The following is a 13,345-nucleotide window of genomic DNA, read 5'->3' as shown; positions in this document are numbered from 1 at the left end:
AGCCTACATAATCAATCGAACCGCCGAATACTTGGTACAGACAATGCCATTCCAATTGTTATGAGTACTAAAATAGCTAGCATTATAATTGTTATCTTGCCACCTATTACAGTGGCTAACCAGCCTACAATCACATACCCTAATGGCAATAAAGCAAATGAACCTAACATATCAAGACTTGCCACTCTTCCAAATGCTTCTTCTGGTACAAGCTCTTGTAAACTTGTTTCCCAAATGAGCCCAAATATCATCATACCGAATCCTTCTATTGCCATTAAAGCTATTAAAGCAGGTGCCCAAGAAACGAAAGGCATAATTAATAGTGCTATTCCACTTATTAACACACCACCATATGCTAGTACTCCCCTCTTACGCCACTGCTGCCGCCCACCAAAAATTAGTGCTGCAATTACAGCTCCAGCACCAGAAGAAGCCATACCCAATCCATACACGAAAGCTTCAAAATGATGATGAACATTAAACAACCATGGAATTAATACAACGATAATTCCTGCATAACAAATATTTATGAAAGAAAAGACTAAAATTGTAATCCACAGCCACGGGTGACTTTTCAAAACTAAAACACCTTCCATAAACTCTTGTTTGTAATCGATCTTACTCTTTTCAATAGGTTTTACTGTTTGAAACTTGATTTCTCTTAAAAATAATAAACATAAAAATGATAACAAATATGTTACTGCATCCAGTCCAAATCCTATTCCGGCAGATGCAACTGAAACGATCAATCCTCCAAGAGCCGGTCCAATTAGTCGTATACCTTGATTACTCATTTGAGTTAATGCATTAGCTGCATTTCGAATTTTCGGTACAAATACTTTCGCTCTTACAGTCGCATACGCCGGCTGAAATATCCCTTCCATAAGTCCATATAATGCTACGAATACATATAGAAGTGGAATTGTTAAAACGTCCATAAATATAAGTGTTGCAAGTAATAACATTAATATGCAACGGATTATATCTGTAAATAACATCAATTTTACCCGGTCAATTCGATCCACGACTAATCCAGCAAACGGTAACGCAAGAATATTAGGAAGCATGTACATTGCCATAGTCATTCCCATTACAACTGTTGAACCAGTTAATGAATATACAACGACTGGCAGAATAACCATCGTTATCGAACTACCTAAAGTCGAAAGTAATTGCCCAAGCCATAAAAACTTAAAGTGTGGTGACACTTTAACTGGCAATAACAATTTACCGACATAACCTAAATGTTTTTCTGTTGGTATTTCTCCTTGCATATCTCTCTCCTCTTTTCAAATTAAGTTAATACCCAAGATTAAATACAGAAAATTCAATCTTTAACACCTTTAATTATATATGAAACTGTTAAATTATTAGTAAAAATATAAAAAAGAAAATCATAATGAATCTACACATATCACGTGTTGAATATAAATAGAAAAGGTGTTTTCATTTATGAAAACACCTTTTCTATTTATAATTTTAAGTTCTTCTTCAATGTCCAATACTTTTCTTGAGCATTTTCAAATGAGAATTCTACCCAGCCATTTGGATCTTCACGATATACATTTACTTTTGTACCATTCTCTAATTTTCCAACTTCATTTTGTGTAACGTTTGGTACACTCTTAATTGGATTGTTAAACGGGAATGGAACTTGATAGTAAGATCCTACAGTTTGAACAGTAGCTTTCGCATCTTTTGCGTAATCTTTATATGGAATTGTTTCGCCTAATGCCTCTACATTTAATGTATTAGGGTTTTTCGGCAATCGGTTTACATTTTGATAATCTTTGTTATTGAAAGGCTTAATACGTTCCATAATATTAGCAATTTTGCCAGCCCATTCTTTATCAGTTGAATACATTACATTCATCGCAGATAATGTGTAACCGTTGAAATACTTAGCACCTTGTTCTAAGTAATTCTTCCTCACATAATCAGCATTGTATGAAATACTTAATCCATAAGATGGTAAATATTTTGCATGTGCGAATGGGTCCCAATCATACGCTCGTAGTCCAAATAAATTATGTTTACGATATGCAATTTCTGATTTCCCGTATCCAGACTCTAAGATTGCATGTGCTGCTAAATATAAAGAGTTTACGCCATACTCGTTTTGCGCTTTAATAAAGTCTTGTCCAACTCCAACAAGCGGACTATCGGGATGATATCTTTTAATATAATTATCAATCTCTTGAGCTGTTACATTAGAAGGTAATGTTACATCTAAATCGATATATGATGCCATGGCATTATATAAAAATTGCGCATATTCTTCACGTGTTAAAACACTAGTTGGATTAAATGCACCTGCACCATTACCTGCAGCAACGCCGTTAGACTCTAATGCACTAATGGCATCATTTGCCCAATGATTTTTCGGAACATCATTAAATGTATGATTAGCTTTTACTTTTAGTTTAAAAGCTTTCTGTAAAATTACAGCCATTTCAGCACGAGTTAAAGATTCTTTCGGTCTAAATGTTCCTTTACCATCACCTACGAAAATCCCCATATCTGTTAAAGCTAAAATTTCTTTTTGGAACATTGTTGTCCCTTCGCTAATATCAGAGTATGGATTTTTATACTCGCTTTTCGCTTCTGGTTTTAATGCACGATATATTAATGCAGCTACTTGCTCACGATTTACAACATCCCCAAATCCAAACTTCCCATTATCATATCCTGCAATAATTTCTTTTGACGTTAAATTAATAATTGCTTTATATGACCAATGATCTTTCGGAACGTCTGGAAATTCCTTTTCAGCTGCAAATGAAGTTGCTGGAGCCATCACTACTTGAAGTGCGACTGTCACTGCTAACACATTAGAAATAAATTTTTTCATATTTTTTAACACGTTATGTATATGCTTGTCCCGTGTTAACTTGCCTCCCTTTTTAATAAAATTTTCCCTATTAAACTAACAAACTTTTAAGTCAATTAATTAGTCAACAGTAAAAGTATACGTGATAAAAATAAACTAATCTACCATTATTTTATTTTTAATCAGCATAATACGATATATCTTTTTATTTCGATACAAAATTATATAAATCCATATAAAAAGCCCATCTCTATATAGACGATGGGCTTTTTAAACGATGTTTTTTTATTTAGCTAATCGATACTTTGTAACATTGAAACCTTTCCACTCATAATAATCTAAAATCCCAGCATAAACTGCCTCTGCAGCAATTTGTCTTCCTGACTCAGTAGCTAATTTGCCATTATCTATATTGTTATCTATAAAGGTAAGCTCTGTTAAAACTGCTGGTACTGTATTTTTATTTACTACATAAAATGAATGATTGTCTTTTATATCTCTATCTCTTGTATGTAGTGCTTCTACTACTCGTTTTTGAATTTTTTGTGCTAATACTTTGCTATCCTTTTCAAGCTGTGTCTCTTCCCCAGACTTGGATTTTTTATAATAATATGTTTCCGTTCCATGACCATCATGATTTTCAGAAGCATTTGCATGAATGCTTACAAATATATCTGCATTGTTCTCTTGACCAAATTTCACTCGATTCACAAGAGACTCATTCTTGTTACTTCCTGGATTTCCGTTCTCTTCACGTGTTAACAAAGCTTTTAAAGGTGTATTTTTTTCTAACAATTGCTGTAATCTTAAAGATGTATCAAATACAATTTCACTTTCCTTTTCACCTTGCCCTGGATTCCCTGGATCAAATCCTCCATGACCAGGATCAATAATAACTACCTTTTCCACTAATGGATTTCCAACTTGAATTTTGTCAGCCTTTGTAATAAATTGAGCTGCTTCTGCTTTAGTTAGAGTTTTTTCAGGCTCCCATTTGTTACCAGTACCAACAGAAATCCCTAATTCAACTAGGATGTTAGCTTTTGCTTTACCCCAGCTTTTTTCTAAATCACTGAATTTAGTTGCTGGAGTACCATTTACTTTAGAATCTAATTTGTAAGCTTCTACAATAAGGGAGGCCATTGAAACTCGGTCGATTTTCCCAGTTGGATCAAATACGCCTGGGCCTTTCCCTTTAACAACACCAGCTTTTTCTACAGCTGCGATGAATGGAGTATACCATTGGTTTTGAGAATCACCGAAAGATGGTTTAGCATTTTTATCGATTGGTAAGTTTAAGATTTTAGCCATCATTGTAGCTGCTTCTGCACGAGTGATTTCCTTTTCAGGCTCGAACATTCCTGCATCATTACCCTTAACTGCACCTTTTTCTACTAAATAGTTAATAGAATCTTCTGCCCAGTGTTTAGCTGGAACATCTGGAAATGTTTTTGTTTGTGCGAAACTACTAGATGAATAAGATAATATACTAGCTGCGATTATTCCTGCTGTGATTATTCTATTTTTCATAGAATATATTCCCCTCTCAAGTACAATGTTTTATGTAACAGAGTAATTATAGTTCTGAAAATTAGTAATAGTCAATTGCATTTTGTATAATTTTGTCTTATTATTGTATTTTTTAGAACAAATAACTATAGTTAAACTATAAGAGACTCATTTTATAAGAGGAGAGATTCGTATGAGTACGAATTGGAAAAGTATCGAACACCGCATTTATACAATGTGTATGATTCAGCGTAACAATGAAATATTACTAATACAACGGCCGGATCATCTAGGCTTCCCTGGTTACATCGCTCCAGGCGGAAAAGTAGATTTCCCAGAAAGTATCGTTCAAGCCGCTATAAGAGAAGTAAAAGAAGAAACTGGATTACTTGTTTCTAATTTAATCTTTAAAGGATTAGACGAATATGTAAATCCAAAAGAACAAGTTCGCTATATGGTTTTCAATTATTGGACAAATTCATTTGAAGGTAGCCTTCTTCCTCACCCTCCAGAAGGAGAATTAGTATGGGTTCCAATTGACTCTGCGTTACAGCTTCCCATGCAAGAGTGGTTTAAAGAAAGATTCCCATTATTTTTTGAAAAAAGCACTTTCGAAATTCAACGTGTTTGGGATCGTGACTTAGATAAACAAGTTGCTATGACAATTACCCCTACATAAAAAAGCTTGGAATATCTCCAAGCTTCGCTTACTTCTCCTCTATTTTCTTAATCTCATAATCAATTTCTAAAAACTTAACTCCAAATATCCACATTCTATGGTTAGCTGTTAACATTTGATCCGTGCCCTCTTTAATGATAAAAGTCTCTGCTAATGGTAAGCGTATTGTAAAGTAGCCAGTGTGTAAGTATATCCCTTCATCTCCCTTACAACTCTCTCTTAGCTTACTTGTAATAACTAAACTGTTTGCATCATTAGCTAACTTCAAAATACCAGTCATATTCGAATATGGTAAAGGCAATGCGATATTCATATATGTCTCGTTCTTGTATACATGCTTTGAATAAAGGGCTACAAAAATCGTTTTCCCCTCTCCATTCTTTCTTATCCATGCCCTCACGTTTTCCCTACCATCACTTTCATCTTTTACACTAACGATAGAACCTTGCATTGCTTCCCACTTACCACCGATTCCTAAATGTATTTGCGCTACACGTTTACTCATTTTTGCATAACAAAATGCAAATGGACGAAACCAACGAGCCCATTTAATGTTTGCTTGTAAATGATACTCTTTCGTATGTTCATAAAAGCGATTAATACTTATTGGTATCTCTGTTTCATCAAATGTATCTCTATGAAAATTACTCATTTTATCAACTAATCCACTATACTCCTTATTATCTACTAATCCTTGGCTATGTAAAAAACGCTCTCCAACTGTAAAACTCCCTTTTAAGTGGCTCATTGGTTTTCCATAGTATTTATAATTCGGAATACTCTTCTCAATCATCCAACCGAGAAAAGCTGGTAACGCTACCCCAATCCCATTTACCACGCCGTGAATCCAGACCATTTGTGCAATTGTAATCGTCATTACTTGTTTGAAATTTCCGTATGAATATATGAGTGAAAACATTATTGTTACCATAAGTGCACTAGAAGAAATAACTAAAAGTACCTTTGCACTTATAGCATTGAATTTCGTTCTCCATACATAAATTCCATATCCATAAATGGCACATAAATATATGAATACTGCAAAGAATTCAAACACCCTCGAATACGTAATTCCTATTGCAACTGTCATTGGAGAAATGACGATGATAAACATAATAGCGTCATATAACTTACTTCCCCGTTCTCTTTTTCTTCCAAGTAAACCCGCTGATAACGGCAATAAAAATGCCGAGTAATGAAAGTGTGCAGCTGTGAGTAAAACAATGTCAGAACTAAAGTGCATAATTGAAAGTTTTGCTACAGAAGCAAAAAACCAGAAACCACCTAAAAACAAATACATAAAGGCACTATCAATAGCTGTCTCTTCTAACGGTTTCCATCCTCTTTCTAGCAATCTACTTACACCAAATAACGCGACAATTCCTGTATATACAAACCAAAATAGCGCAAAGAAATAGTGATTTGTTACGAAAGCTAACATTGCACTAATTGCTGCGATTGGATATAAAAACGATACAAATTTATAAAAGAATACATACGATCCATTTCTTGTTTTCTTATCAATGATGCAAAATGACATCGGTATAAATAACAAAATAGATAATAAAATAATTGCTTCAACAGGATCTACATTCGACCACTCGTATATTAGAAATACAATATAACAAGCAAATCCAAATAGTATATTTTTCATCTCGTTTATTTCCTTTCCACAAATGTTCCCTTATATGAAAATAACGAACCAATTAACGGATTCCGTACTTGTACATGAATTCGAAAACATTGTAGTGTTTCATCATAACTTTCTACAATTTTTGCCTCTCCGTATAAAAATCTAGGTAACGGTATTTTTCTTCCAAACATAAAAAACCATTGTTTCTTTGAAGAAATATGTATCCCGCCTTTTTCATCAATATAAAAACTCAATGTAGAAACAAGTATATGTGGCTCACCAAAATAATCTACAATTTCATTATTCTCTTCATCCAACTTCATAACAGCGTTAAAATATCTTTTCTTATTATGAAAATAAAAAGTACGATTCCATGTTACAAATTCTTTCCCATATTCATCTCGCTCAGCGGTATTATGTATCGTAAATGGCACTTTCTTTCCTCGCTCAGAGAAAAACATTCGAAACTTCGATGCAATTTTCAAAATCAATTTAACGAAAAAAGAGCCACCGTAAATTTCATCCATTTCCCCTTCTCCTGTAAAACTATTCTCTTCTGTAATCGCATATCGCTTCTGTAATTTTGGATGAAGATTTTTATAGGTATCTCCTAATAATCTTTCATAAATATTAGCCATATATTTATCCCTTTCTCTTCCTCTTACAATTTTTTGCGCTTGGCAAATTAGTGCAATTCATATAACCGACGATTGATAACCCTATTAGAAGAAAATTCAATGTAATCGGATTAAACGGCTCTGTAAAACTTGTGATATTCGTAACTCCTGCCACTATAGTTAAACCTATTAACATAACAATATGTAATATAAACAATTTTCGTTTTTGAAATGGCAATAGCCACATAACACCCCATATTATTTCTAAAAATCCAACTATTTTAAGTATAAAAATACTACTTTCATTCGATCCGATTAACTCAGAAAGCATCTTCAGTTCCTCTGGATGAGTAAAAATCACTTTCGGTACAATCCCTTGATATAACCATACGAAGGCAAATAAAAAGCAAACGAGCCAATACGTCATCGTTCTTCTAATTAACAACTTCGGATGAAGTCCCTTTTCTAACCATAATTTTAAAGCATCAAAACTCCAAGCAGTCGCAGAGCCTAATAAAGGTCGAAAAACATATGAATCTATCACATTTCCTATACGACCAAACCTTGTATCATAATCATATTTCGTCTCAAAATAAATATGTTCTTCATTCGGTGTATATTTCCAATAACCACGCCCGATTTGTATAAGTGATAATTGATTGTCTGTCCAAAATTTTAAAGAAGAAATGCGCTCTCCAGTTTCTTTTCTTACTTCACCTATCGATTCTCCTTCTCCAGCTATTTCAAGTCCGAAACCAATCTTCGTTTTATATAAAAACTTCTGCGGCTCCCCCTCCTTTTTCTCCAAATACGAGATTTCTGTAAAACGTGCATCCCACTCTGTATGTAGGTCCGGTTCTTGCGTATATTTCCATAATTTCTCCATTGTTGTTTTCATTTCTATCGCTACATAAATAGGCTTTTTCTTGCCCATCCTTCCACCTCCCATGCTCTATATTTTTAATGTACATGCAACGAATTTATTTTGCTACACTTTTCACAAACTAACCTTCAAAAAAGATAGAATTTTTAAAAAATATATAAAACACTTGATTCCCTGAAAAATTTAAATTATTATAAAACAAATGTTACCAACAACTTCATAAATCAAACACTCTCGCCTAAAACGTGAGATAGAGGTTGCAACGCTTATAAGTATTCTAAAGGAGACACAGAGATGTCTATGAATTTAGAAGAAAGGAAGTGTTGCCGAAATTGATAAATTTCTCTGCATTTATCAATTGGGGCTGTTTTCGAATAGAAACAGAACTGTCATATGTACAGACATGTACGTGTGAAGAGCTATCTACAAAAAAGAGATATCATCTTTATGATATTCCTTTTTTGGCGGTTTTTTTATTAGCTCCGTTTTCTGTTTCCCTTTTCCTGTAACAGCACCATCCTCACTTATTTGAGATGGTGTTTTTTGTTTTTCTCTCTGGTAACTACAGGAATATTGGGATTTGTATATGTCCTAACCTATTCTTAAAAATGGACGAAAGAAGGAATTCGTAATGGAAACGATTGTACAAAAGTTTGGCGGTACTTCTGTTGGAAGCGTCGAACGCATTCAACATGTAGCAAGCTTAATTATTGAAGAATATGAACGAGGACATAGCATTGTCTCTGTCGTTTCAGCAATGGGAAAAAGTACAGATGAACTTGTCGCACTTGCTAACGCTATTACTGAAAATCCAAGTAAACGTGAAATGGATATACTCCTATCTACAGGAGAACAAGTAACCATTTCACTATTAACAATGGCACTACAAACAAAAGGTTATAATGCAATTTCATTAACAGGATGGCAAGCTGGTATTACGACTGAATCTGTACATAGTAGTGCACGGATTACTGACATTAATACTGATCGTATTCAGTCCTATCTTACTAAAGGCACGATTGTTATAGTAGCTGGTTTCCAAGGAATAAGTGAAGAAAATGAAATTACAACACTTGGCCGCGGTGGCTCCGATACGACTGCTGTTGCATTAGCAGCGGCATTAAAAGCAAAAAAATGTGATATTTATACGGATGTGACCGGCGTATATACGACTGATCCACGTGTTGTAAAAACTGCTTATAAATTAGATGAAATTTCTTATGACGAAATGTTAGAGCTTGCCAATCTCGGTGCTGGCGTGTTACACCCACGCGCTGTTGAATTTGCTAAAAATCATAATGTAGTTTTAGAAGTACGATCAAGTATGGAACAAGAAAACGGAACAATTGTAAGGGGAGAATGTAACATGGAACAACAATCAATCGTTAAAGGTATTGCATTTGAGGATAACATTACACGCGTCACAATTAAAGGGTTAGAACAAGGTGCACTTTCAACAGTTTTCTCTACGTTAGCAGCGGCACATATTAATGTAGATATTATTATTCAAAGTATTACAAATGAAGGAACTGTTCACCTCTCTTTCTCAATCCATTCTAATGATTTAAGAGAAACATTAGAAGTATTGGAACAAAATCAAGAAGCACTTCACTATGAATCTGTGGAATATGAAAATCATTTAGCAAAAGTATCAATTGTAGGATCAGGTATGGTATCTAACCCAGGTGTCGCTGCAAATATGTTCACTACTTTAAAAGAAGACGGTATTCATATTAAAATGGTAAGTACATCTGAAATTAAAGTATCAGTTGTCATTGATCGAATTCACTTAGTAGATGGTGTGGAAGCACTACATCAATCATTTATGGCGAAAATTGAGCCTTTAGTGCAAATGAGCTAATTTCCGCCAGTAAAACTTACAACAAATTATATTAATCTATTTCCTTCCTATATAAATAGAAAGCTGTTTGCATAGTGGAAAGTGAGAAAAAGGTTATTTAGTTTAAAATAAAGTCGTTTGAAAAATAATAAAATTGTTAAAAAATAGAAGCAAGTCGTTCTCTTCAACAATTGGGCAGTTATCTACCACCTAACTTCCTCGCATTCGCCGAATTTTGAGGTGGGAATCTTACTGCCTGCAAATAGCGGGATAAATTTTTACACATAAGGAGATAAAGACTATGACAAAAAACAAATTACTAAGAATGGACAATGTCAGCATCGTTGTAGAATCCCTTGATGACGCAATCTCTTTCTTCGAAGAGATTGGCCTGAACCTCGAAGGGCGAGCCACTGTCGAAGTTGAATGGGCTGGTCGCGTAACTGGACTCGGTTCTCAGTGCGTAGAGATTGCTATGATGGTTACGCCAGATGGCCACAGCCGAATTGAACTTTCACGATTTCTCACCCCACCTACTATAGCAGATCATCGGACAGCTCCTGTAAACGCTCTCGGTTATCTGCGTGTCATGTTCACCGTTGAGGACATTGACGAAATGGTATCCAGACTTACTAAGCATGGTGCAGAGCTCGTTGGCGAAGTAGTTCAGTACGAGGACTCGTATCGACTCTGCTACATTCGTGGAACCGAAGGAATTTTAATCGGTTTAGCGGAAGAACTCGGTAACAAATAAGTAAGTGACGTTTTATAAAGTGAAACTTTAATCAGTGGGAGGGTGTTCCTCCCCACTGATTATTAGCTCTCACCAATCGGGCTTTAGCGGGATAAAAAGTCGTTGGCTATGCCAAACAGAAATTCATTCAAAATTAAATAAGTATAACCCCGTCCTAAAGTTAGGACGGGGTTATACTTATTTAATTTTGAAACTTTATTATCATTTTACACATGGATTTCAAGCCTCTACACAAACAGCTTTTTAACATATTATCAACATCAAAAAATTATTATAAAACAATTAAATTATTCGTTATATCCTTTCCTAGGAAATATAACTGACTCCTCCCACTCTTCATTATATATCTTATCGCTCTTTCCCTTGAATTCCTTCATAGTCAATGAAAGCACTCATAATTAATAATCCGCAGCCAATATAAAAACCAAACTCATTCTCTTTCTCAAAATCCGCCTCTTCTTCATCAATATGTATTTTCTCTTTAAAGCTTTGATTCTCGTAGTTTTTTTAGCGGTTCTCCTATGCTCATAACGTCTCCTCCTTTAATAAATTATGACATGAAAGGAGATACAAATGACAGAAACTATTGGTAAAAGCCACTGTAAACTATTCGTTTACACAATAAAAAAAGAGAGAATAGCTCTATATTTAAGCTATTCTCTCTCTTCTATTAAAACAGATGAATGTTTTCTTTCTTACAAGCTTCACGTAAATCATCAGGCCATACAGAAGATTGAACTTCACCGATATGTGCTTTACGTAAGAAGTACATGCACATTCTTGATTGTCCAATACCACCGCCAATTGTTAATGGTAGTACGTCTTCTAATATACCTTTATGGAAATCATACTCACGTTTGAAGTCATCACCAGTTTTCGTTAACTGTTCATCAAGTGATTTACTATCAACACGGATTCCCATGGATGATAATTCGAATGAAGCTTGTAGTACTGGGTGCCAGAATAAAATGTCACCGTTTAATTTCCAATCATCATAGTCAGCTGCACGTCCATCGTGTTTTTCACCTGAACGGAGTGCATCACCAATTCCGATAATAAAGACTGCACCGTGTTCTTTCGCTATTGCATGTTCACGATCTTTCGGTGTTAATTCTGGATATTTATCTTCTAGTTCTTGGGAAGTAATGAAAACAACATCTTCTGGTAAATACTTTCCAAGGAACGGATACTTTTCAAATAAGTGATCTTCTAAATCTTTGAATATTCCATAAATTGTTCGTACTGTTTCTTGCAAGTATTCTACAGTGCGCCATTCTTTTTGAACAATTTTTTCCCAATCCCATTGGTCAACGTAAATGGAATGTGTTGCATCTAGTTCTTCATCACGACGAATCGCGTTCATGTTTGTATATAAGCCTTCACCAGCTTCATAGCCGTATTCATGTAGTGCGAATCTTTTCCACTTCGCTAGTGAATGAACAATTTCTAATTCTTCTCCTGAATGTAGCATATCAAATTCAATTGGACGTTCTACACCGTTTAGATGATCGTTTAATCCTGATTTTTTCGTTACGAATAATGGTGCAGATACGCGGAATAGTTCAAGACGTTTTGCTAATTGGTCCTCGAAAAATGTTTTAACTTCCTTAATTGCGATTTGAGTCTCTCTTACTGTCATTAATGATTGATACATGGTGGTTTCCTCCTAAAATGTTTGGATGTTGTGAAAAGAAGCCAACAAAAAAAGCCCTTCTATCCCAAAAAACTGGGACGAAAGGCTTTGGTTCCGCGGTACCACCCAAATTAGCAACAGAGGTTGCTCACTTATACAATACGGAGATGAAAAAATCTCGATACTGTTCTTCTTGTAACGGCGAAGTTCCCGGCTAAGTCTACTTTCCTATAAAGGATTTCGGTTAGCGACTCCAGGAGGTTCTTCATAATAGGCTTCGTATCAGGCTCACACCGTCCCTGACTCGCTTAAACTACATCCTACTACTACTCGTCCTTTCATAGTCGTTTTGTTGTCACATCTCTGAAACATTTTATTAATGATTATTCTATACAAAAAACAAAGAAAGTCAACAAAAAGTTTTAAAAAATTTTTCAATTCTTTATTTTACGGCTTTATTGATTGTTGTTAATTTAACATCTTTACTTCTTCTGTCTCGTCATTCCAAAAAATGTTTCACTAACCGAAACTAACGTATACACAACTATTAGTGTAATCGTTCGAAATATAGAATCCGCAGTATTTCTTATTATTTTCATTTTCTTTGTAATTCCTTTCAGTTTACTTGCAATTTCATGATATACTATAGCATTCAAGCAGTTTGTTTTTACTTAAAGCAAACATAGTCATTTATCAAGAGTATTTTCTAATTCATTGACTATTATCAAACAAGATTTTTATATAACGGAGTGATCATATGAGCAAAACGAAAGCGAAACCGAAAAAAGGTGTAGGACAAGGTACAGGAAGTAAGGGATGGAACCGTTGGCAATCAAGTGCAAAGAAAAAGAAAGCAGCAAAACCATACAAAAGTAAAGGCACAAAGAAGTAATTTAAATACCATTTGATTTCTTTACTTTGTTCAAAACAAAATATAATTATTACAACAAAAAAGCTATGCTCTCAT

11 protein-coding genes, 1 pseudogene, 1 riboswitch and 1 other annotated feature are annotated in these 13,345 nt (G+C 34.6%); of the genes and pseudogenes, 4 read left to right on the top strand and 8 right to left on the bottom strand.

Going from position 1 to position 13,345, the window contains the following annotated elements; all coding sequences use genetic code 11:
- Positions 1–11 precede the first annotated feature (11 nt).
- The 3 genes from BAQ49_RS09275 to BAQ49_RS09265 form a co-directional block, all read right to left on the bottom strand.
- The gene (locus tag BAQ49_RS09275; RefSeq protein WP_071745080.1) at positions 12–1,274 is read right to left on the bottom strand and encodes an MFS transporter; all 1,263 of its coding nucleotides are present in this window, start codon (positions 1,272–1,274) and stop codon (positions 12–14) included.
- A gap of 197 nt (positions 1,275–1,471) precedes the next feature.
- Complete coding sequence (locus BAQ49_RS09270; RefSeq protein ID WP_071745141.1) at positions 1,472–2,851, bottom strand: S-layer homology domain-containing protein; 1,380 nt, start codon at positions 2,849–2,851, stop codon at positions 1,472–1,474.
- Between the two features lie 264 nt (positions 2,852–3,115).
- Positions 3,116–4,360, bottom strand: a complete 1,245-nt coding sequence (locus BAQ49_RS09265) for an N-acetylmuramoyl-L-alanine amidase (RefSeq protein ID WP_071745079.1) — start codon at positions 4,358–4,360, stop codon at positions 3,116–3,118.
- 172 nt (positions 4,361–4,532) lie between these two features.
- Here BAQ49_RS09265 and BAQ49_RS09260 point away from each other — a divergent pair, with 172 nt between their 5' ends.
- Positions 4,533–5,018, top strand: a complete 486-nt coding sequence (locus BAQ49_RS09260) for an 8-oxo-dGTP diphosphatase (RefSeq protein WP_071745078.1) — start codon at positions 4,533–4,535, stop codon at positions 5,016–5,018.
- Positions 5,019–5,046: 28 nt separating this feature from the next.
- Here BAQ49_RS09260 and BAQ49_RS09255 read toward each other — a convergent pair whose 3' ends face one another.
- The 3 genes from BAQ49_RS09255 to BAQ49_RS09245 are packed head-to-tail and all read right to left on the bottom strand — an operon-like array spanning position 5,047 to position 8,202.
- The gene (locus BAQ49_RS09255) at positions 5,047–6,672 is read right to left on the bottom strand and encodes a YndJ family protein (RefSeq protein ID WP_071745077.1); all 1,626 of its coding nucleotides are present in this window, start codon (positions 6,670–6,672) and stop codon (positions 5,047–5,049) included.
- A gap of 5 nt (positions 6,673–6,677) precedes the next feature.
- A complete protein-coding gene (locus BAQ49_RS09250; protein ID WP_071745076.1) occupies positions 6,678–7,289 on the bottom strand; it encodes a DUF4166 domain-containing protein in 612 nt (203 codons plus the stop codon).
- A gap of 4 nt (positions 7,290–7,293) precedes the next feature.
- Entirely contained in the window at positions 7,294–8,202 is a 909-nt protein-coding gene (locus BAQ49_RS09245) for a DoxX-like family protein (RefSeq protein WP_071745075.1), read from the bottom strand.
- Between the two features lie 192 nt (positions 8,203–8,394).
- A riboswitch (Lysine riboswitch) is annotated at positions 8,395–8,581 on the top strand.
- Between the two features lie 201 nt (positions 8,582–8,782).
- Here BAQ49_RS09245 and BAQ49_RS09235 point away from each other — a divergent pair.
- Together BAQ49_RS09235 and BAQ49_RS09230 are read left to right on the top strand one after the other, a co-directional pair.
- Positions 8,783–10,012 (top strand): aspartate kinase, encoded by a 1,230-nt coding sequence (locus BAQ49_RS09235; protein ID WP_071745073.1) that lies wholly within the window; start codon positions 8,783–8,785, stop codon positions 10,010–10,012.
- A 280-nt stretch (positions 10,013–10,292) separates the two neighbouring features.
- Positions 10,293–10,745 (top strand): VOC family protein, encoded by a 453-nt coding sequence (locus tag BAQ49_RS09230; RefSeq protein ID WP_071745072.1) that lies wholly within the window; start codon positions 10,293–10,295, stop codon positions 10,743–10,745.
- Positions 10,746–11,108: 363 nt separating this feature from the next.
- On the opposite strand, the pseudogene BAQ49_RS34230 reads toward BAQ49_RS09230, so the two are convergent.
- Both BAQ49_RS34230 and asnA read right to left on the bottom strand, forming a co-directional pair.
- Positions 11,109–11,237 (bottom strand): annotated as a pseudogene (locus BAQ49_RS34230) (helix-turn-helix domain-containing protein); the annotation flags it as partial.
- A gap of 178 nt (positions 11,238–11,415) precedes the next feature.
- Complete coding sequence (gene asnA, locus BAQ49_RS09225; protein ID WP_002118166.1) at positions 11,416–12,399, bottom strand: aspartate--ammonia ligase; 984 nt, start codon at positions 12,397–12,399, stop codon at positions 11,416–11,418.
- 70 nt (positions 12,400–12,469) lie between these two features.
- Positions 12,470–12,729: a binding site (T-box leader), on the bottom strand.
- A gap of 406 nt (positions 12,730–13,135) precedes the next feature.
- Here asnA and BAQ49_RS09215 point away from each other — a divergent pair.
- A complete protein-coding gene (locus BAQ49_RS09215; protein WP_000047591.1) occupies positions 13,136–13,270 on the top strand; it encodes a DUF3934 domain-containing protein in 135 nt (44 codons plus the stop codon).
- The last annotated feature ends 75 nt before the right edge of the window (positions 13,271–13,345 follow it).

It is taken from the genome of Bacillus proteolyticus, assembly GCF_001884065.1.
In the GTDB taxonomy this organism is placed as follows: Bacteria; Bacillota; Bacilli; order Bacillales; family Bacillaceae_G; genus Bacillus_A; species Bacillus_A proteolyticus.
The sequence above is the reverse complement of the archived record's forward strand: the minus strand, read 5'-3'. Positions and strand labels throughout refer to the sequence as shown.

Coding starts and splice junctions, on each gene's coding strand:
- BAQ49_RS09270 (WP_071745141.1), bottom strand. CDS start 2,851: ATGAAAAAATTTATTTCTAATGTGTTAGCAGTGACAGTCGCACTTCAA.
- BAQ49_RS09230 (WP_071745072.1), top strand. CDS start 10,293: ATGACAAAAAACAAATTACTAAGAATGGACAATGTCAGCATCGTTGTA.
- BAQ49_RS09245 (WP_071745075.1), bottom strand. CDS start 8,202: ATGGGCAAGAAAAAGCCTATTTATGTAGCGATAGAAATGAAAACAACA.
- BAQ49_RS09250 (WP_071745076.1), bottom strand. CDS start 7,289: ATGGCTAATATTTATGAAAGATTATTAGGAGATACCTATAAAAATCTT.
- BAQ49_RS09255 (WP_071745077.1), bottom strand. CDS start 6,672: ATGAAAAATATACTATTTGGATTTGCTTGTTATATTGTATTTCTAATA.
- BAQ49_RS09215 (WP_000047591.1), top strand. CDS start 13,136: ATGAGCAAAACGAAAGCGAAACCGAAAAAAGGTGTAGGACAAGGTACA.
- BAQ49_RS09235 (WP_071745073.1), top strand. CDS start 8,783: ATGGAAACGATTGTACAAAAGTTTGGCGGTACTTCTGTTGGAAGCGTC.
- asnA (WP_002118166.1), bottom strand. CDS start 12,399: ATGTATCAATCATTAATGACAGTAAGAGAGACTCAAATCGCAATTAAG.
- BAQ49_RS09260 (WP_071745078.1), top strand. CDS start 4,533: ATGAGTACGAATTGGAAAAGTATCGAACACCGCATTTATACAATGTGT.
- BAQ49_RS09265 (WP_071745079.1), bottom strand. CDS start 4,360: ATGAAAAATAGAATAATCACAGCAGGAATAATCGCAGCTAGTATATTA.
- BAQ49_RS09275 (WP_071745080.1), bottom strand. CDS start 1,274: ATGCAAGGAGAAATACCAACAGAAAAACATTTAGGTTATGTCGGTAAA.